The following is a 19,110-nucleotide window of genomic DNA, read 5'->3' as shown; positions in this document are numbered from 1 at the left end:
CGTTAAGTCCATGCTCGAAGACGACGGAACTTAACGCCGTTAAGGAGAGGAGTGCGGACGATGAGCGCAGAGCACGCGACGCGGACGGGGACAGGGACAGGGACAGGGACAGGGGCAGGGACAGGGGCAGGTCCGGCGACGGGGGCACCGCCGGATCCGCTGTCCACCGACGTACTGATCGTGGGCGCGGGCCCGACGGGCCTCGCGCTCGCGGTGGACCTGGCGCGGCGCGGCACGCGGGCGCTGCTGGTCGAGCGGGGCGACGGCCTGTTCCCCGGCTCGCGCGGCAAGGGCCTCCAGCCGCGCACGCAGGAGGTGCTGTACGACCTCGGGGTGCTGGACGCCGTCCACGCGGCGGGCACCCGGTACCCGATGATGCGGGTGTGGGAGGGCGACGAGCCGGGCCAGGAGTGGGACATGATGGAGCGCTCCGAGCCGACCGAGCAGATTCCGTACGCGGAGGGGTGGCTGATTCCGCAGTCCCGTACGCAGGAGGTGTTGTACGGGCGGCTGCGGGAGCTGGGCGGCGAGGTCCGTTTCGGCGCGGCGCTGTGCGGCCTGGACCAGGACACGGACGGGGCGACGGCGACGTTCGAGGACGGCTCGACGGTGCGCGCACGGTACGTGGTGGCAGCGGACGGCGGCCGTTCCACGGTGCGCAGGCTGCTCGGCATCGGCATGACCGGCGAGACCGTCGACCCGAAGCCGATGCTGGTGGCGGACGTACGGCTCACGGCCGATGCCCCGCTCCCGGACACGCACTGGCACGTGTGGCCGAAGGCGGAGGACGGCACGGTGGCGTTCTGCCCCCTGCCACCGGATTCGCCCTCGCAGGAGGGCCGCCAGGGCCGTCTGTTCCAGATGGCGGCGCAGTACGCCGACGAGTCGGCCGTCCCGGACGCGACACCCGACGGCGTGATCAAGCTTCTCGCGACCCGCACCGCGCTCTCCCCCGAGCACATCGCCGAGGTCCCGTGGACGTCGGACTTCAAGGCGCGGGCGGCGCTCGCTGACCGTTTCCGGGAGGGCCGGGTCTTCCTCGCGGGCGACGCGGCGCACATCCACTCCCCCGCGGGCGGCCAGGGCCTGGACACCAGCGTGCAGGACGCGTACAACCTGGGCTGGAAGCTGGCGGCGGTGCTCGCGGGCGCGCCGGAGCGGCTCCTGGACACTTACGAGGAGGAGCGGATACCGGTGGCCGCCGGCATCCTCGGCATCAGCACGCGCATCCACCGCGCGAGCTCGGAGGGCCGCCGGACACGGCGCGGCGGCGAGATGCGCCAACTCGGCATCGCCTACCGGGACTCGTCCCTGACCCGCGAGACCCGCCCCTTCCTCACGGACGACGCCCTGCGCGCGGGCGACCGCGCCCCGGACGGCCACCGGGGCGGCGTACGCCTCTTCGACGCATTCCGGGGCCCGCACTGGACACTGCTGACGGTGGACACCGGACCCCAACTCCCCTCTGAGGACGGCGAACTCATACGCACGGCACACATCCCGGAGGAGTACGAGGCGTACGGCCGGGGTGTGTTCCTGGTCAGGCCCGACGGATACGTGGGCTGGGCCGGGGAGACGGCGGAGGGCGCGGAGGAGTATCTGGCGGAGGTGCTGCACCGGCACGGTGCTGTCCGGGACGGCGAGGCGCTCGCCCAATAGAAGTGGGGCCGGGCCTCCGCCCCGGCACGCGAAGCCGCTTCCCGGGAGGGGCCGGCCGCCCCTCGTCCGGGCCCGAGCGGCCCTGGGCCCGCGCACCCCGCGGCGGGACTCTGAAGGTGACCGATCCACCCCATCGGACGGGAGGTTCCACATGACCGGCATGCTGGAATGGCGGCCCCCGATGCTGCCCGACCTCTTCGACTGGATCGAATCGGGGCTCGGCGGCCTCCCCGCGCACCGAGCCGCACCCTCGTTGCACGGCATTCGCATCGAGGAGCAGCTCACGGACGACGGGTACACGCTGTCCGCCGAACTGCCCGGTCTCGCCCCGGAGAAGGACATCGAGATCAGCGTCACCGGTGACATCCTCACGCTGCACGCGGAGCGCACGGCGCAAACAACGCAGAAGCGCCACACAGAGTTCCGGTACGGCAGTTACGCCCGGGCCGTGCGGCTCCCCTCGGGAACCCGTTGGGAGGACGCGACGGCCGACTACAAGGACGGCATCCTCACCGTGACGGTTCCTCTGGCCCAGGCCGCGAAGGCCGACACCCGCACCATCCCGGTGCGGCGCGAAGCGACCTGACCGTACGGACGAGCGGGGCGCGGCGCGCCCCGTCGGGCCGAGGTTCGCCTCAGCCATGGGCCGAGCCGGGGTCCGTGGGCGGCGGGTTGTCCAGGGCGAGCAGGATGGCGCTCGTCCCCGTCATGTCCAGGACGCGTCGTACGGGTGCGGTGACCGCGACCAGGCGCAGGTTGCCGCCGGCGGCAACGGCCTCACGTCGGTGCCGTGTCAGCAGGCTGACGCCCGTGGAGTCGGTGAACTCCACGTCGGCCAGGTCCAGTTCACAGTTCCGCTCGTGCAGCCGTGCCAGGGCCTCGTCGAGCTGTGGAACGCTGTCGATGTCGAGGTCTCCGCTCACCCGCAGCAGGACCGAGTCTCCCGCGTCGACCGCGCTGAGCGCGAACGGGGTGGGACCGGGTATTCGGTTCAAGGCGCATGCTCCCCAACTACCCCGCGCTCTTCGGATGTCGTCACTCCATGAAACCAGCCCTGGGGCGGCCCGGCACCCAAATGGAGGGTGCACGTTGTGGGTTCAGGCGTGTGCGACGACGGCGACCGGCACGGCGGCGTGGTGCAGGACCGCGTGGGTGACGGGTCCGATGTGGGTGCCCAGCGACGCCCGACGGACGCGGCGGCCCACCACGACCAGGGAGGCCTCCTCGGCAGCGTCGACGAGGTGCTGCGCGGGGCTGCCGCAGCGGGAGAGCTCGACGACGTCGACGTTCGGGTACTTTCCGCGCCAGGAGCGCAGCACGTCGGCGAGTTGGGCGCGCTTCTGCCGAAGGACCTCGTCGTGGGGGTCGAGCCCCGCGGACACCCCGTACACGTAGTACGGCGGCAGGTTCCAACCGTGCACCACGTGCAGAGCGGTGCCGCGGCGCGCGGCCTCGTCGAAGGCGAACGCGATCACCGTGTCGTCCGGGGCGTCCGCGTCGAGGCCGAGGACCACGGGCCGGAAGGCGGACGCGGCGGACGGGATGCCGGAGGGGTCCATGACGTGTTCGTCGGCGGCCTGTTCCCCGGCCCGGACGAGGACCACCGGCGTCTCGGTGTGCCCGATCACCGCCTGCCCCACCGAACCCACGAGGTAGCCGGCGAGGCCGCTCAGCCCGCGCGAGCCGAGGACCAGCAGTTCGGCGTGCCTGGCGGCCTCCACGAGGACGGCGGCCGGCTCCCCCGTCGACTGCTCCGACGTGACGTCCAACCGGGGATGCCGCAGCCGTACGCCTTCCGTGACCTCGCGGGGGAGGCGCTCGGTCCAGTGCTGGTGGGTCTCGGCCCCGAGCAGCGGCGCCTGGGCGATCGGCTCGGGCACCGGCTCCCACACGTGGACGAGTTTCAGCGGCAGATCACGGGCCTCGGCCTCGCGTGCCGCCCACTCAGCGGCGGCACGGCTCTCGGCCGAACCGTCGATTCCCACGGTCACGGTGCGGGGCATGGTGTCCTCCTCATGTGTCGGCTGCTGACTCCAGGGTCTGCGCCGGGGTTCCCCGGGAAGAGGGGCCGACTGGCCCCGTTCATCGCCGAGGGGCCCTGGTGGTCCACACCTGGCCGCTCTCGAAGCGCGCGGCCCTGGGAGGGTTTCATCCTCCGGAGCGGGAGCCTTCGCGCCAGCGGGCGATGAGCGCGGGCAGCTCGCGTCGCATGTGCGCGTAGAAGTCGCGCATCTCCGTCAGGCGTCGCACTGCCGGAGTCCCGGCGCCCGCCACCGCCAGGCCGTCGGTCGCGCTGCGGACCATGACGTCCAGGATGGCGTTCTGACTGCCCATCAGCGTGGCCAAGGCCCGGCCTTGACCGCCGACCGAGACAGCGGGCTGCTCCCCCGGGCTCCTTCCGATGCGGCCGCAAGTCGAACCCGTAGTGCCGGGCCGCTGTCTGGTGCACCGCCGCAGAGCGGAGCATTCTGGGTCCGACGGCTTTGTCCCGCGAGCGCCGCGGACAGGCCGGAAGGGGGGCGCTGATGGACGCCGGCGAGCGTCGGGCTCTGAGCGATTGGCGTGCCAGGCGCGCGAAGGAACGGGATCGGCTGGCCCGCGACGTGGTGCTGTCCGCCCGGGAAGCGGCCTTCGAACTGCGCCACGGAAGCGTCGGGCCTGACCGGCGGGCATGGGTCCTGGGAGTGCTGGCCGGGCAGACCCAGGCGCTACTCGGCCCGGACCTGATGGTGTCGATGCCCGAGGGGGCCGCGGAACAGGACAGGTTCGTTCACACCGCGCTGGCTCTCGCCGTGCACGTACGGGCACACAGTTGGGCGGAGACGGACTTCGGTCCGGTCCCCTCGCCCGATCAGGTCGATGTCCACCCCGGGGAAGCCGTCACGGCGGAGGCGTTCGATGTTCTCGGACGGCTCATGCTGCCCCACTCCTCGCCCGAAGGCTGGGCCGCCACGGTCCTGACCGACACGGCCGCAGGCGACCGGAAGCTGGAGGCGGCGGTCAAGCTGGGCAAGTACCTCCTGCACCCCACGTTCCTGGCCCTCGCTGACGACACGACCCGCCTGCTCGGCGACGCCGTCCACGGGATCGGCGTCCGTCGTCTGCACGAGCTGGCCGACGCGTTGGCACAGCCTCCGGACCTCGCAGGACTCAAGCCGACGTCACGGAACAGGGCCTCGTCCGGCACTCCTGCGACCGAGCGCACCCCGGTCCACCCGCGAGAGAAGGCATCGCCCTCTGCGCCGCGAGATCGGTGGCGCTCCGTGCCCTCCACGCGAAGCCCCAGGAGTACGCGTCGGCAGATGGACATTCCCCGAAAGACACGCAAGCCCGAACCGCCGCCCGCCACACAGCCTCCACCCCCGCTGCCGCCTCCGCTGCCGCCGCCGCTGCCAAAGCCGCCCTCCCAGCGCCCGCCGGAAGGGCCGGAGCCGCCGGGGAGCCCTTCCGCGTTCTGAATGCCGTCCCTCGGTCGGCACGGCCCGTGCGGTCATCCGGAGGTCTCCTCCGGAGGCGGCTCGTGGGCGGTGAGCAGCACGCACGAGGCGCCGGAGAGGTCCAGGACCCGACGGACCGGGCCGCTGACGGAGATCAGGCGCAGGCTGCCGCCCGCGGCGACGGCCTCCCGTTGATGACGTACCAGCAGGTTGACACCCGTGGAATCGATGAACGGGACGTCGGTGAAGTCGAGTTCACAGTGGCGCGGATGCAACGGGACCAGCATGCGCTCGAGTTCGGGCGCGGTGTCGAGGTCGAGCTCCCCGCGCACGCAGAGAAGAATCGGGTCACCCACATCGATGACGCGGATGTCGAACAGGGGTGAAGGCGGCATGCTCATCTGCGTGGCTCCCCAGCCTCCCCGCGTGCATGGCGTTGAACGCTCCATGAAAGCAGCGAGGGCGCCGCTCAGGCACCCGTATCGACAAAGGTGGACACGCCCCGGCCTCAAGGGCGCCCCGCCCCCTCCTGCTCATCGCTCTCGGGCGCGCCGCCCATCATGCGCAGCATGCCGATCCCGCCGGTGCGCACGAAGCGGGTCACCAGGGCCGCCGCCAGGCACAGGAAGGCGATGTTGAGCCAGGTCGTGTGGTTCCACGTGATGCCGCCCGTGGGGAGCGTGGCCCGGGAGCGGTCCGGGACGGCGCCCAGGCCGCCGAAGATCAGCTCGGTGACGTACCCGGCGACGACCATGGACACGTAGAAGGTGGCGAGCAGGAAGGCCGCGGTCCGCGGGCCGTAGTACTTCCGGTAGATGTTGAGGATCGGCAGGATCAGCAGGTCGGCGAAGAGGAAGGCGATCACGCCGCCGAAGCTGATGCCGCCCTGCCACAGCACCACGGCCAGCGGCACGTTGCCGACGGAGCAGACGAACGACGCGAGCGCGACGAACGGGCCGACCACCGGGCCCCACAGTTGGGCGGCCAGCGGGTGGCCGTCGAAGAAGAGGGCCTGCCAGAAGGAGTCCGGCACCCAGGCGGCGACCGCGCCGGCGATCAGCAGTCCGAGGACGAGGTCGCGCAGGATGGCGGCCCACTCCATGACGAAGACGTGCGCGACGGCCGTGCAGCCTTCGCCGGACAGCAGCCGCCGGACGAAGGAGCCCTCCTTCCGTACGGACATGTCCATCGCGGCGTGCCCCTCCATCGCGCCGGCCAGTCGGCGGTCCGCCTGCTCCCGCGCCCGGCGCACGAGCCGCTCGCGCAGGAAGAGACGGAAGAGCACCGCCAGCACGACGATCATCACGGGCCCGCCCACGAACTCGGCCGCGGTGAACTGCCAGCCCATCAGCAGGGCCAGGATCACACCGAGTTCGATCACCAGATTGGTCGAGGCGATCTCGAAGGCCATCGCCGCGGTGAAGTTCGCGCCCTTGCGGAACAGGGAGCGTGCCAGGGCCACCGCCGCGTACGAGCAGGACGACGACGCGGCGCCGAGCCCGGTCGCGACGGCGAGCGTGCGGGGCCGGTCGTCGCCGAGCAGCCGGACGACGGACGAGCGGCGCACCACGGCCTGGACGACGGCCGACAGGGCGAAGCCGAGCACGAGGGCCCAGAGGATCTCCCAGGCCATCACTCCGGCTTGGGAGAGAGCGTGCAGGACGGCGTCCACGGACAGGTCCTTCGAAGCGCGGAAACGGACAGGGCCACCACGGGGCGGCCCGCCGTGCGTGTACCCCGGGCGGCGTCCGGCGTACCAGGGAACCACCGTTCGCCGCGCACGCCCGTGGGGCCGCTCAGGTCCGGCTCGGCGGCGCCGTCAGCCGGAACGACCTGACCACCGCGATCGTGCATCCGGCCACGAGGACGGCCGACAGCGCGGCGAGGCGAAGACCCGACCGGCGCAGTTCGCCCGGCGCGGAGAGCCCCCGGGTGGGGGCCCGGCCCCGCGGGTCGTAGACCACGGGCAGGGTGTCCCCCGGAGTGAGGGACGCGGCGCAGCCACGCCACACGTCGACACCGGCGGGGGCCGCGTCCGTGTCGGTGACCGAGCAGACGGTGCGGCCGTGCCGCGCCGCGGTCTGCACCGACGACACCCGCGCCGGCTCGACGACGCCGCGCTGCTCCAGGGCGACTCCGGCCGCGACGCCGGGCGCCATGAGTGCCAGGCAGGTCCCCAGTACGGCCACGAGTCCGATCAGCACTCGGCCGGCCCGCAGCACCGCCAGGTAGACCGCAAGGGCGGCGACCACCGTCAAACCGGCCTCCCCGGTGATCAGGCCCCGCGGGCCGCCCCACATTCCGGCGAGGGCCGGACCGACGACGAGGACCACCGCGATGCTCCCGGCGGCGACGCCCGTGAGGAAGAGGCGGCCTGGAATCCCGACGTACTCCGCGGGCCCCCACAACGCGACCCGCAGATGCTCGGCGAGCCCCGCCCCCGCATCCGCCGCTCTCACGGCGACCACCACGCACCCGGTCCGCCCCCACGCCATTCGATCAGGGGCGAGGTGGCCACTTCGTCGACGTCCAGGGCGACTCCGGCCAGGCGGAGCAGTTCGACGACGTCGGTCAGGGAGCGGGCGACTCCGGCGCGCCTGCCGCGGAGCGTGACGAGTCGGCCGTCGTCCCCTCGCACGGGATGCACGACGACGGGCCGAGGTCCCGCCCTGCGAGCGTCGGGCGGCAGCGACCAGGCAGGTCCCGCCGACGTCCGCGCCGGGTGGTACGGGGGCCGGTGTCCCTGGGGCCGTTCCGTCATGAGTTCCCGATCTCCTGCCCTTCGTTGCCGAGGTCGTGTGCTTCCGGGGCGCCGTCGGTCGCCCTGTCGCCCATCCCCCACGTTTAGACTATGCAAAGATTGCATCGCCCAAGTGAAGCCCCGGACAAGTCGTTATCCGATCGAGTCGGGCATCGGGCGACGCCTGGAGCACTTCGGGCCATTTCACCCCCTGAACAGCCCTACGATGTGGCCCAAGCGCGTGTGGGAGGGAGCAAGCGATGCGAAACGGTCTCGCCGTGCCACGGTGGACGCGGCCGTACCTGCTCCCTGCCCTGTTCGTCGTGCTGTTGACCGCTCTGGACCTGGCGTACCACGACCAACGGCAGGGCATCATCGTCGCGTTGGCCGCGGCTCCCGTGCTGCCCCTCATCCTGCCGGGGCCGCTGACGCCGCGTCAGCCACTCGTCACCGGTGGCCTCGCGCTGGCCGGAGCCCTGCTGGCGGGCGCCGTCGACTGGGTCGGCCGCCCCGTCGTCGTGCTGGCCACGCTGGCCAACATCGCCCTTCTCACCGCGATCGGCCACCACCGACGCCGCAGGTGCGAAGCCTCCGACCCGGTTCCTGCGGCACAGCCCGACCCCCTCCCGGTTCCGACGACGCGGACGCACCACCTGGGCGAGTTCCGCGTGGCGCTGCGGAATCTTCCGCAGCCGGACCGTACGACGATGGCGGCGGACGTGTGCGACGTCCGAGAGACCCCCTTCGGCACGCGTGTTCTGGTCGCGGATCTGATGGGCAAGGACGACCGCACCAGGTCCGCCGGCACCGAACTGCTCGATCTGTGGCGGGGGTTGGCGACCACGGAGCCGAGCCTCGCGGAGATCGCCCGCCTCCTCGACGGCGCGCTGGCCGAGCGCACCGACCGGTTCGCCAAGACGCTTCTCCTCAACCTGGAGGACGGCCGCGGTGAGCTGGTGTGCTGCGGGCATCCGCTGCCCCTCGTGCTCTCCGCCCACGAGGACGTCAGGGCACTGGACATCCTCGCGCCGCTGCCGCCCCTCGGCCTGTTCGGCCTCGTCCCGGGCGGCATCACCGTCTACACCACCTCGTTCACCGTGGGCCCCACGGAGCGGCTCCTCATCCGCACGGACGGCATCGACACCGTGCGGGACGCGGCGGGCACCCCCTTCCCGCTGCTCGAGCGCGTCCGCTCGCACGCGGGCCGGAGCGCGACCGCGCTGCTCGACGCGCTCGTGGCCGATGTCGCACGGCACGCAGGCCCCGAGGGTGACGTCAGGGACGAGTCCCTGCTGCTCCTGCTGCAGACGGAGAAGCGCGAGTTCCAACACCTCACCACGACCCTGCACCTGCCCCGCCAGGGCGCCCCGGCCCGCTCGGACGGCGACCGGGTGGGGGCCTGAGCGTCAGGGAGCCCGTGGTTCAGGCCAGCTCGGCGAAGGCCTCCACGGCCGGGGTCCTGCCGGTGACGATGATGACGTCGCCCTTCTCGACGACCGTGTCGGCGGCCGCGTGCGTGAAGTCCTCGCCGGCACGCTTGATGCCCACGACCGTGACGCCGTGCCTGCTGCGCACCAGGCTCTGGCCGAGCGGGACACCGGTGACGGCTTCCGGCGCGACCGTCTTGATCAGGGCGTAGTCGTCGTCGAACTCGATGAAGTCCAGCATCCGCCCGGTGACGAGATGGGCGACCCGCTCCCCCATCTCGTGTTCGGGCAGCACCACATGATGGGCGCCGAGGCGCTCCAGGATCTGGCCGTGCTGATGCCCGATGGCCTTCGCCCAGATGTTGGGCACCTCGGCCTCGAGCAGGTTGGAGGTCACCAGGATGCTGGCCTCTATGTCGGTGCCGATCCCCACGACGACGCTGGTGAACTCGTGGATTCCGAGCTGCCGCAGCGCCTCGGGGTCGGTGCAGTCGGCGACCGCCGAGTGGGTGAGCGAGTCGCTCAGCTTCTGGACGAGCCGGGCGTCCGTGTCGATGCCCAGGACGTCCCAGCCGCGGCGCATCAGTTCGTTGGCCAGGGAGCTGCCGAAACGGCCCAGCCCGATCACCGCGACGCGCTGGTCCCCCGAGGACTGCGGGGCGTGCTGGTCGGTGAGCCGCTTGCGGCGGCGACGGCGCAGGGAGTGCAGGTAGTTACCCAATGACAGGTCGCTCCTCGGGCAGTTCGTAGCGTCGGGTGCGCTCGCGCAGGGCGAGGGCGGAGACGAGGGTGATCGGGCCGAGCCGTCCGATGAACATCAGGACGACGAGGATCAGCCGGCCGGCCGTGGGCAGATCGGCCGTGATGCCCGTGGACAGGCCGACCGTGGCGAAGGCGGAGACGACCTCGAAGAGCACGGCCTCCAGGGACTCCTCCGTGATGGTCAGAATCACCAAGGTGGCACCGACGACGAGACCGATGCCGAGCAGCGTGACGGTCAGCGCCTGGCGCAGCACCTGGGGCGCTATCCGTCGGCCGAGCACCGCGGCGGTGGGCTCACCGCGCACCTCGGCGAGGATGGCGGCGGCGAGGACCGCGAACGTGGTGACCTTGATGCCGCCGGCCGTGCCGGCGCTGCCGCCGCCGATGAACATCAGAATGCAGGTCACCAGGAGCGTGGAGGCGTGCAGGGCGCCGATGTCGAGGGCGTTGAAGCCCGCGGTGCGGCTCATGGCGGAGTGGAAGAAGCCGCCCAGCAGTTTCTCCGGCCAGCCGAGCGGGCCGAGGGTGCCGCGATTCGTCCACTCCAGCAGACAGGTCAGCACGGTGCCCACCACCAGCAGGGCCGCCGTGGTGATCAGCGTGAGCTTGGTGTGCAGCGTCCAGTTGCGTCGCCCGGTGGTGCGGCGGCGGTGGCGGTGGCGCAGCACTTCGAGGAAGACGGGGAAACCGATGCCGCCGAGGATCACGGCCGCGGCGATCGGCAGCGTCACCCACGGGTCCTCGGCGTAGCGCGTGAGGCTGTCGGCGTACAGCCCGAACCCGGCGTTGTTGAAGGCCGACACCGCGTGGAAGTAGCCCAGGTACACGGCCCGGCCGATGCCCTCGCCGTATCCGTACCGGAAGCGCAGTGCCAGCACCGCGCCCACCGCCAGTTCCACGATCAGGGTGGATCCGGCGACACCGAGGAGCACCTTGCGCACGTCGCCGATGCCGAAGCTCTTCGTCTCGGCCGCGGCGGTCAGCTGCATGCGCAGGCGCAGGCGCCCCGACACCAGCAGGGCGAGCAGCGAGGCCATCGTCATGATGCCGAAGCCGCCGACCTGGATCAGCGCGAGGATCACTCCTTCGCCGAATCCGCTCCAGTGCGTCCCGGTGTCGACCACGGCGAGTCCCGTCACGCACACGGCGGACGTGGAGGTGAAGAGCGCGTCGACGACGTCGGTCGCCGAGCCGCTCTCGGAGGCGAGAGGCAAGGCGAGCAGGACGGTCCCCAGGGCGATCACCGCGGCGAACGCCCAGACGGCGCTTCGTGCGGGATGTGCGGCGAACACCGCCCGCAGCGTCCCCGACGCGCCTGTCCTCACCGTCGTGCCTTTCGTCGTCCACCGTCCTGTACAGCGGCGTCACCCTACCTTGACGCACCGTTGGCGCCGGCTTGACGGTCTCCTGACGCGACAGCGCGCGCTTCGCCCGTTCGGCCCGTTCCCGTACGACACTGGAATCGGCGCGGGGAGACGGCGCTCACGACGTCCCACACATCAAGGAGCCGGTCGCATGCGGGCGAAGGATCTGGCGGTCGAGTACGAGACGGTCGGCGTGGACAGTGCCGCCACCGACGCGGCGCGACTCATGGCGGACCACAAGCTGCCGGGGCTCCTCGTGCTCGGGAGCGGCGGCGAGCCGAGGGCCGTTCTTCCGGCGTCGCAGATGGTCAAGGTCCTCGTGCCCTCCTACGTCGTCGAGGACCCCACGCTGGCCGCCGTGATCGACGAACGGTCCGCCGACCGGATCTGCCGGGCGCTGTCCGGGCGGACCGTGGGCGACTGTCTGCCCAAGGAACCCGTCGCCCCGCCCGTCGCCGCGCCCGACGACACCGCGCTCGAGGTGGCCGCGCTCATGGCCGGAGTCCGCAGCCCGCTGGTCGCCGTGGTGGAGGAGGGCGGGGACGGCCCCCGGCTGCTCGGGGTGATCACCGCCTCGCACCTGTTGCACGAACTGCTCGGCATGGCCGACGACTCGGCCTGAGCCTCAGGGATGCCCCGGCCGCCCCTCGGGCAGCTCCCGCCCGTCCGCCCCGCGTCGAATCGCCGCTTCGATGTCCGCCGCGCGGTCGGCGAGCAGGCCGAGGGCGGCGATGGTTCGGCCGGTCGGGTCCTCGGTGCCGCCGCCCAGTGCCTGGTGGCGGACGTAGGCGGACTTCACCTGGTGCCAGCGGGTCTCCTCCTCCGGCGTGAGCCTGCCGCACAGTTCGGCCAGTTTCAGCAGGTTCGCCTCGGCTCCACCGGTCAGGGTCTGCGCCTCGGCGCGGTAGTGGTCGTCGACGAGGGCGGCCAGTTCGGCGTCGTCCATGGCCGCGTCGATCCGGGCGGCGATCTTGTTCATGTTGCGGTAGGAGCCCTGGAGCCGGAAGGGCGGCTCGGTGCGCGTGGCATCCGACTGGGCGGCGGAGGCGATGTAGGCGGCGTTGACGGACAGGACGGTGTCCCGTGCCGCGACCAGGTGGCGCAGCACGGCGGTGACGCGGCTCAACTCCTGTCGGCTGTAGGGGTGTTCGAGCTGGTCGGGGCGCGCCGTCGGGTCGGCCGCCGCGAGCCGCAGCAGGACGTCCAGGTCGCCGCGGGGGCGCCCGGCCAGCGGTGCGAGGTCGGGGTGGGAGGTGAGCGCGTTCTCCACGAAGCTGAGCGCGAACGCGTCCTGCTTGCCGGTGAGGACGTCGCCCAGGTTCCACACGTCGGCGCGGTTGGCGAGCATGTCGGGGACGCGGAAGCGGGTGCCCGACTCGGTGTAGGGGTTGCCTGCCATGCAGACCGCGAAGCGCTTGCCGCGCAGGTCGAAGGTGCGCGGTTCGCCGTCGAGCACACCGTCGATGCGGCGGGTGGAGTCGCACAACGGGATGAAGCGCTGGAGGAGTTCGGGTGAGGTGTGCTGGATGTCGTCGAGGTACAGCAGCGTGTTGTTGCCGGCGGCGAGCGCGAAGTTGATCTTTTCGAGTTCGCGGCGGGCGGTGGCGTCGGGGGCCTGTGCCGGGTCGAGCGAGGTGACGTCGTGGCCGAGGGCAGGTCCTTCGACCTTGACCAGGAGCAGGCCGAGGCGCTGGGCGACGTATTCCATGAGCGTGGTCTTGCCGTAGCCGGGCGGGGAGACGAGGAGCAGCAGGCCGCCCGTGTCGGCGCGCCGGGCCTCGCCCGCGGTGCCGATCTGGCGGGCCAGGCTGTCGCCGATCAGCGGCAGGTAGGCCTCGTCGATGAGTCGGCTGCGGACGAAGGAGGACAGGGCGCGCGGGCGCAGCGTGTCGAGGCGCAGCCGCTCGCGTTCGGCCGTCATCAGGGCGGTGCGACGCTTCTGGTAGGCGCGGTAGCCGGGGGCGGTCACGGTGCGGAACTCCCTGGTACGCGCGAGGAGTTCGTCGACGCGCAGTGGCAGGGTGCGCTCGCGCGTGATGCGCGGGTGGGTTCCGAGCAGCCCTTCGACGGTGGTGGCCGTCGCGGCGGTGGACGGGTGGCGGGGCAGGTCGGGGCAGAGTTCGGCGGCGACGGCCTCGGCCAGGTCGCCCTCGTCCAGCCGCGGTCCGCCGGAGGCCGCGTAGGCGCTGAGCCAGGCGTGCACGTGCTGGTGCCGGGCGGCAGGGTCGTCGTCGAGGGCGGCGAGGGTGTCCTCGTAGACCGGGTCGCCGTTGCCGTGCCGGAACTTGTCGAGGAACGAGCGGGTGGACTCCGGCAGCACGAAGCCGTCGGGCGCGGTGGTGAGCTCCTCGAAGAGGTAGGCGGCGGCGAGCGCGGGATCGGCGGCGGCCCGGCCGTGTTCCGCGATGGCGGCGGCCAGTTCGGCCTCCAGGTCGGCGATGGCCGGGGCGAGGCCGAAGGTGTCGCGGGCGCGGGCGAGGGAGATGGCGCGGGCGGTCCAGGTGCGGCGTTCGCGCTCCGTGGTGCCGTGCGCCCAGAACAGCTGGGCCGTGGCGCGGGCGGCGGGCAGGTGGCGCAGGACGCCGGCGTCCGCGTGCAGCCGGAGCAGCGCCGTGAGGATGAGGGTGGCGTCGTGGTCGTGGACGCCGCGCTCGTACCCCTCGTCGTACGCGTCCTGGGCGGCGCGCAGCACGAGTGCGGGCAGGTCGTCGGCGGCGGCGAGCGCGGTTGCCCCGTGCTCGGCGAGGAGGCGGGCCGCCAGGTGTTCGCCGCGGTAGACGGCGGGTGACTCGGAGGGCAGGTGCTGGTCCCAGAAGGGGCGGGTGGCGGCGAAGCCGGGGTCGGTGACCGGGCCGTGGTAGTCGGTGCCGGTGAGGGCGAAGGCGAGCCCGTCGCCGTCCGGGACGAGGGTGAGGTCGAGCGGCTGGGTGTTGACGGCGAAGCGGTGGCCGCCGAAGCGGATCGTGGTGCCGTCGGCGTCGTAGAGGTCGGCGCGGTCGCGCAGGGTGCGGGCGGCCTCCTGACGGGCTGCGGTGAGCCGGGCCGCGAGGTCCTCGGCGCGGACCTGCTCGCCGAGTGCGCGCAGTTCGTCGGCGACCGCGCGCACCTTGGCGGCCATCGGGTCGGAGGTGAAGAACACGGCCGCGGCGTCGGCATCGGGCAGGTTCGCCGCGCGGCGCGCGAGGGTGTCGAGGACGCGCCCCGCCGAGGCGGCCAGCTGCTCGGCGCGGCGGGCGCGCGCGTCGACGATGCCCTGTCTGCGGGCGGCGAACGTCTCGTGGATCTCGGTGCGCTGCTCGTCCAGCCGCGCGAGGAAGTCGTCGTGCTCGGCGAACCGGGACTGCAGGTTCTCCACCTGTACGAGGAGCCGGGCGAGGTGGTCGTCGCAGTCCTCCGGCGTGTCGGCGGCGGCGAGCGCGCCGGCCACGGCCTGGCCGAGCAGGGTGGCCTCCGCGGCGAACGCGGCGCGCCCTTCGTGGTCGAGGAGTTCGCGGCGGCGGCCGTCCAGGCGGGCGCGGGCGCGGTTGACTGCGCCGAGGGCGTGGGCGATGTGTTCGAGGATCGTGGTGCGGTCGGCGGCGTCGGCGATGTCGAGCGCGCCGACGACGTCGGTGACGGCCCCGAGTTCCTCGGCGAGCGCGTCGAGGCGGCCTGCGGCCTCGTCGGCCCGGGCGGTCGACGTCAGCCCCTCGCTCTCCTCTGCGATCTCGTCCGCCTGGGCCAGTTGCTCGGCGAAGGCGTCGTCGCGGGCGAGGAAGGCGACGGCGCGCTGCCCGAAGTGGGCGAGGTCCTCGGCGGCCCCGGCCGCGATCTCGTCGATCCGGTCGGTGTCGGCGTAGCGGACGTCCTTCAGGGTGAGCAAGTGGCCCTGGGCACGCCGCAGTTCGGCGAGGCCGCGCACCCACTCCCCCGCGCTGCGCGGCACCTCGCCGCGCAGCCTGCGTACGACGGCGGTGATCCGCTCGGCGGCCTCCGCGAGCTGCTCCGCGGCCCGGTCGGTGAGCTCGCGCACGGTGGCGAACTCGGTCACGACCTGTTCGGCGGTGGCCCGCATCCGGCCCAGGGAGCCGGCCAGGTCGCCGAACTCGGGCTCGTCGAGCCACGGGTGGGCGTCGGCGGCCCGTACGCAGCCGGAGAGCAGCGCGGCGTACCCCTCGACGGTGGGGGTGGCCGTGCCGGCGGCGCGGGCCAGGGTGAGGAGTTCGGAGATGCCGCGCACGAGGTCCGCGTTGCCGATCCGGCCGAGCGCGCCCTCGCCGACGGGCCGCGCGGCGGCGTGGGTGTCGCTGACGTACGGGGAGGCGTACCGCTGCACCGGGTGGACGCGGCCCGGCTCCGCGTCGGGCTGCGAGCGCAGCAGGAGCAGCGTGCCGTCGTCGAACAGGGCGTGGCCGTGGCAGTCGAGCGGGGTGACGACCTCCTTGCGGATCATGTTGTACGGCAGGAGCAGGCTGCGGCCGTCGGCGCGCGCGTGGAACACGTACAGCAGGTCCTCGCCATTGGGCGAGCGCACGGTCCGCTCGTAGGCGAGCCCGGTGACGTCGACGGTGTCGAACGTCTTGTACGGGCCCGAACTCAGGCAGTACCCGCCGGGGAAGACGATGCCCTGCCCGTCCGGCAGGGTGCGGCAGCCCTGGCCGATGCCGTCGAGGCGGACGACGTCGCGCGTGAGGGTGTTGTGGACGAGGTAGCGGTCGGCGGTCTCCTTGTAGGGGCGCACCCGCAGCAGGATGAGGGAGCCGACGCGCGCGTGGGCGATGTCGGCGTCGGCGAGGGACTGGAGGGGTTCGTCGACCGGTTCGGTGTGGATGCCGTCCGCGGTCTCGGTGTCGTTGCCGGTCTTGACGGTGAGGCTGCCGCCCACGGTCGAGACGTAGAGGTCGCCGCCGATGGAGACGTGCGGGTGGCGGCCGAGCACGTGGTCGTCGCGGCCGCTGACGTGCCAGGTCAGGTCGTCGGCGGGCGGCAGCGCGTGGTCGCGTTCGCCGCGCGCGTCGAGGAACCGTACGGTACCGTCCGCGGGCAGCGCCCAGCGCAGCACGCGGATGTCGGTGGGCCGGTCGCCGGTCTGGAAGACGGCCAGCAACTTGCCGTCCACGAGCCGAAGTTGCAGCAGGCGCGCGCCCTGGTAGTAGCGGTGCAGGGCGGCGAACTCGCGCTGGAGGTCCGGGTCGTCGAGCAGTCCGGGGACGGCGTCGTCCGGCAGCGGGTTCAGGTCGAGGTCGTAGAGGGAGAAGACGTCGCCGGGCGCGGTGCGCGGCGGCCTATCGACGGTGGGCGTGTGGCGGCCGAGCAGCAGTTTGCCGCCGACGGCGACGAGGTCGCGGGGCACGGCGGGCCGCTCGGTGCGCAGCCGCTCGGAGCCGGTGCGCTCCAGGCCGGCCGACGCGAACTCCGTGACACGGCGGGCGTTCAACTCCTCGGTCTTCGCCGCGAGTTCCGCGGCCTGCTGGGCGAGCCGGTCGCGCAGCAGCTCGTACGTGCCGGTGTCCAGGACCGTTGCCATGGTCGTCCAGCGTCCTTCCGGTCGTGTGCTGCGAACAGGGCGGGTTGCCGGTGCGCAGAGGGATGGCCGGGGCTCCCCACCCCCGTCGGGGAGCCCCGGCCCGTCGTGGTCGCGCGTCAGTTGCGCGCGGCGCCGTTCAGCTCGGTGAGCGAGAGGTCGGCGAGGCCCAACTGGCCCGCCTTGTCGAGCAGTTCACGCAGCTGTCCGGACTGCTCGCCGCCGCCGCTCTTCATGAGCCTCATCAGCAGCGTGGACACCGTGAGGTTCTGGACGTCGGCCGTGGAGACCGAGCCGAGGATCCTGGTGAGGTCCTCGCTGAAGCTGCCGGTGCCGTCCAGCCAGGGCTTGGCCAACTGCTGGGCGACGTCCGAGTTCTGGACGAAGCCGTCGACGCTCTTGCCCAGGGCGATCGAGTTCATGAGCCGGTCGAAGAAGACGGACTCGCCGCCGACGATGTTGATGTCCGCGCTCTCCAGGCCTGTGGCGAGGACGGTGGCCTGCGCCTCCGCGACCTGCCGCTGGACGTCGATACCGGCCAGCCGGATCTCCTTCTCCGCCTGCAGGCGCAGCCGGTACTCCTCGTGTCCGCGGGAGGCCTCGTCGAGGGCCGCCATCGCCGCGGCCTTCTGGTTGATGCCCTCGGCCTCGGCCTTCAGCTTGGCCTCGATGGCGGTGGCCTCCGCGAGTGCCTGCTCGCGGGCGCCCAGCGCCTCGGCGCGCATCCGGGCCTCTGTCGCCCCGGCCTCGGCGCGCCCCGCCTTCTCGGTGACCTCGGCCTCCTTGTCGCGCACCTGCACCTCGGCGAGGCCCGAGGCCGCGGCCTCGGCCTGGATGCCACTCGCGAGCTTCAGCTTGGCCTGCGCCTGGAGGTCCGCCGACTTCAACTCCGCCTCGGCGAGGGTGAGCTGCTCCGCCGCGCGGTGCGTCGCCGCCTGCTCGGCCGCCTCCGCCGCCTTGATGTCCTTGACGAGCCGCTCCTGCGCCTCGGCCTCCGCCGCGATGACGACGGCCTGCCGGCCGCGCTCGGCCTCCTCGACGGCGCGCAGCTTCTTGATGGACTCCTCCTGCTCGGCGACCGTCCGGTCCACGGCGACGCGCTCGCGCACCACCTCGGCGATCTCCCGCTTCTCGGCCTCGACCTCCTTGTCGGCGGCGATCCTCGTCAGCTGGGTCTCCCGCTCCCGGGCGATGACCTCCAGCATGCGGTCCTTCTCGATCCGCTCGCTCTCCACGGCGATGACCCGTTCGCGGTTCTTCTGCGCGACGGCCACCTCGCGGGCCTGGTTCTCGCGCTGCACACCGAGCTTCTCCTCGGTGGCGAGGAACGCGCCCTGTGCCCGCAGCCGCTCCTCCTCCACCACCCGCGCCGTCTCGGCCTCCTCACGGGCCCGTACGGTGTCGATCTCGCGCTTCTGCTTGATCTCGGCGTCGGCCTGGCGGCGCTCCAGCTCCAGGATGGCCTCACGGGCGTCCACGTTCTGCCGCGTGATCTCCTTCTCCTCCGTGCGCTGGAACTCGTTGGTGCGCACGTGCTCGGCCGTGGTCAGCTCGGTGATCTTCCGGATGCCCTGGGCGTCCAGGACGTTGCTCGGGTCGAGCTGGGACAGCGGCGTCTGCTCCAGGTAGTCGATCGCCGCGTCCTCCAGGTGGTACCCGTTCAGGTCGACGCCGATGACCTCGATGATGCGGAACCGCAGTTCCTCGCGCTTGGTGTAGAGGTCGGTGAAGTCCAGCTGCTTGCCGACCGTCTTGAGCGCCTCGGAGAACTTCGCGTGGAAGAGCTCCTGAAGTGTCTCCCGGTCGCTGGCCCGCTGGGTGCCGACGGCCTGCGCCACCCTGATGACGTCGTCGACGGTCTTGTTGACCTTCACGAAGAACGAGATGCGGATGTCCGCGCGGATGTTGTCCTTGCAGATCAGACCGTCCCGCCCGGTCCGTGTGATGTCGATGGTCTTCACCGAGATGTCCATCACCTCGGCCTTGTGCAGCACCGGCAGCACCACCTGTCCGGTGAAGGTGACGTCGACCTTGCGCATCTTGGAGACGATGAGGGCCTTACCCTGCTCGACCTTGCGGAAGAGGCGGGTGAAGACGAGCAGCAGCACTGCCGCGACGAGCACGAGGGCCACGGCCGACACGCCGATGCCCACAGTTGTGGCATCCATGATGAAGTCCTTCGGATTGAGGGGCGTTCGCCACCCCGCAGTGAGAGCGG

General features: G+C 72.2%; 16 protein-coding genes. 5 read left to right on the top strand and 11 right to left on the bottom strand.

Annotated features, from left to right (window positions below; translation table 11 throughout):
- Nucleotides 1-60 precede the first annotated feature (60 nt).
- Nucleotides 61-1,659, top strand: a complete 1,599-nt coding sequence (locus ACTWJ8_RS34810) for an FAD-dependent oxidoreductase (RefSeq protein WP_443261494.1) — start codon at nucleotides 61-63, stop codon at nucleotides 1,657-1,659.
- A 151-nt stretch (nucleotides 1,660-1,810) separates the two neighbouring features.
- The gene (locus ACTWJ8_RS34805) at nucleotides 1,811-2,245 is read left to right on the top strand and encodes an Hsp20/alpha crystallin family protein (protein ID WP_356373288.1); all 435 of its coding nucleotides are present in this window, start codon (nucleotides 1,811-1,813) and stop codon (nucleotides 2,243-2,245) included.
- Nucleotides 2,246-2,294: 49 nt separating this feature from the next.
- Here ACTWJ8_RS34805 and ACTWJ8_RS34800 read toward each other — a convergent pair whose 3' ends face one another.
- The 3 genes from ACTWJ8_RS34800 to ACTWJ8_RS34790 form a co-directional block, all read right to left on the bottom strand.
- Nucleotides 2,295-2,654: an STAS domain-containing protein gene (locus ACTWJ8_RS34800; RefSeq protein WP_356373289.1), complete on the bottom strand. Its 360-nt coding sequence runs from the start codon at nucleotides 2,652-2,654 to the stop codon at nucleotides 2,295-2,297.
- A gap of 102 nt (nucleotides 2,655-2,756) precedes the next feature.
- Entirely contained in the window at nucleotides 2,757-3,662 is a 906-nt protein-coding gene (locus ACTWJ8_RS34795; RefSeq protein ID WP_356373290.1) for a universal stress protein, read from the bottom strand.
- A 145-nt stretch (nucleotides 3,663-3,807) separates the two neighbouring features.
- Nucleotides 3,808-4,005 (bottom strand): hypothetical protein, encoded by a 198-nt coding sequence (locus tag ACTWJ8_RS34790; protein ID WP_356373291.1) that lies wholly within the window; start codon nucleotides 4,003-4,005, stop codon nucleotides 3,808-3,810.
- Between the two features lie 179 nt (nucleotides 4,006-4,184).
- On the opposite strand from ACTWJ8_RS34790, the gene ACTWJ8_RS34785 reads away from it, so the two are divergent.
- Complete coding sequence (locus ACTWJ8_RS34785) at nucleotides 4,185-5,117, top strand: hypothetical protein (RefSeq protein WP_443261493.1); 933 nt, start codon at nucleotides 4,185-4,187, stop codon at nucleotides 5,115-5,117.
- Between the two features lie 32 nt (nucleotides 5,118-5,149).
- Here the strand turns inward: ACTWJ8_RS34785 and ACTWJ8_RS34780 are convergent, their stop codons facing one another.
- From ACTWJ8_RS34780 to ACTWJ8_RS34765, 4 genes are all read right to left on the bottom strand, one after another.
- A complete protein-coding gene (locus ACTWJ8_RS34780; RefSeq protein ID WP_443261492.1) occupies nucleotides 5,150-5,491 on the bottom strand; it encodes an STAS domain-containing protein in 342 nt (113 codons plus the stop codon).
- A 113-nt stretch (nucleotides 5,492-5,604) separates the two neighbouring features.
- On the bottom strand, nucleotides 5,605-6,768 hold the full coding sequence (locus tag ACTWJ8_RS34775; RefSeq protein WP_356373294.1) for a permease: 1,164 nt from the start codon (nucleotides 6,766-6,768) through the stop codon (nucleotides 5,605-5,607).
- A 124-nt stretch (nucleotides 6,769-6,892) separates the two neighbouring features.
- Nucleotides 6,893-7,555: a hypothetical protein gene (locus tag ACTWJ8_RS34770; protein WP_443261491.1), complete on the bottom strand. Its 663-nt coding sequence runs from the start codon at nucleotides 7,553-7,555 to the stop codon at nucleotides 6,893-6,895.
- Nucleotides 7,552-7,857 carry a hypothetical protein gene (locus ACTWJ8_RS34765; protein ID WP_443261490.1) on the bottom strand — a complete coding sequence of 102 codons (306 nt, stop codon included), beginning with the start codon at nucleotides 7,855-7,857 and terminating at the stop codon, nucleotides 7,552-7,554. Before ACTWJ8_RS34765 ends, ACTWJ8_RS34770 begins: the two co-directional genes overlap by 4 nt.
- 239 nt (nucleotides 7,858-8,096) lie before the next feature.
- Between ACTWJ8_RS34765 and ACTWJ8_RS34760 the strand changes: the two genes are divergently transcribed.
- Complete coding sequence (locus ACTWJ8_RS34760; RefSeq protein ID WP_443261489.1) at nucleotides 8,097-9,239, top strand: PP2C family protein-serine/threonine phosphatase; 1,143 nt, start codon at nucleotides 8,097-8,099, stop codon at nucleotides 9,237-9,239.
- A gap of 19 nt (nucleotides 9,240-9,258) precedes the next feature.
- Here ACTWJ8_RS34760 and ACTWJ8_RS34755 read toward each other — a convergent pair whose 3' ends face one another.
- Nucleotides 9,259-9,984, bottom strand: a complete 726-nt coding sequence (locus tag ACTWJ8_RS34755; RefSeq protein ID WP_443261488.1) for a potassium channel family protein — start codon at nucleotides 9,982-9,984, stop codon at nucleotides 9,259-9,261.
- Nucleotides 9,977-11,317: a TrkH family potassium uptake protein gene (locus tag ACTWJ8_RS34750; RefSeq protein WP_443261487.1), complete on the bottom strand. Its 1,341-nt coding sequence runs from the start codon at nucleotides 11,315-11,317 to the stop codon at nucleotides 9,977-9,979. Before ACTWJ8_RS34750 ends, ACTWJ8_RS34755 begins: the two co-directional genes overlap by 8 nt.
- 223 nt (nucleotides 11,318-11,540) lie before the next feature.
- Here ACTWJ8_RS34750 and ACTWJ8_RS34745 point away from each other — a divergent pair, with 223 nt between their 5' ends.
- Nucleotides 11,541-12,011 carry a CBS domain-containing protein gene (locus tag ACTWJ8_RS34745; RefSeq protein WP_356373300.1) on the top strand — a complete coding sequence of 157 codons (471 nt, stop codon included), beginning with the start codon at nucleotides 11,541-11,543 and terminating at the stop codon, nucleotides 12,009-12,011.
- A 3-nt stretch (nucleotides 12,012-12,014) separates the two neighbouring features.
- Here ACTWJ8_RS34745 and ACTWJ8_RS34740 read toward each other — a convergent pair whose 3' ends face one another.
- Together ACTWJ8_RS34740 and ACTWJ8_RS34735 are read right to left on the bottom strand one after the other, a co-directional pair.
- Nucleotides 12,015-16,895, bottom strand: coding sequence for a DNA repair ATPase (locus tag ACTWJ8_RS34740; RefSeq protein ID WP_443261486.1), 4,881 nt, complete (start codon nucleotides 16,893-16,895; stop codon nucleotides 12,015-12,017).
- A gap of 116 nt (nucleotides 16,896-17,011) precedes the next feature.
- The gene (locus ACTWJ8_RS34735; RefSeq protein ID WP_443261485.1) at nucleotides 17,012-19,060 is read right to left on the bottom strand and encodes a flotillin family protein; all 2,049 of its coding nucleotides are present in this window, start codon (nucleotides 19,058-19,060) and stop codon (nucleotides 17,012-17,014) included.
- Nucleotides 19,061-19,110: the final 50 nt, after the last annotated feature.

It is taken from the genome of Streptomyces sp. SDT5-1, from assembly GCF_052245995.1.
Taxonomy (GTDB): Bacteria; Actinomycetota; Actinomycetes; order Streptomycetales; family Streptomycetaceae; genus Streptomyces.
The sequence above is the reverse complement of the archived record's forward strand: the minus strand, read 5'-3'. Positions and strand labels throughout refer to the sequence as shown.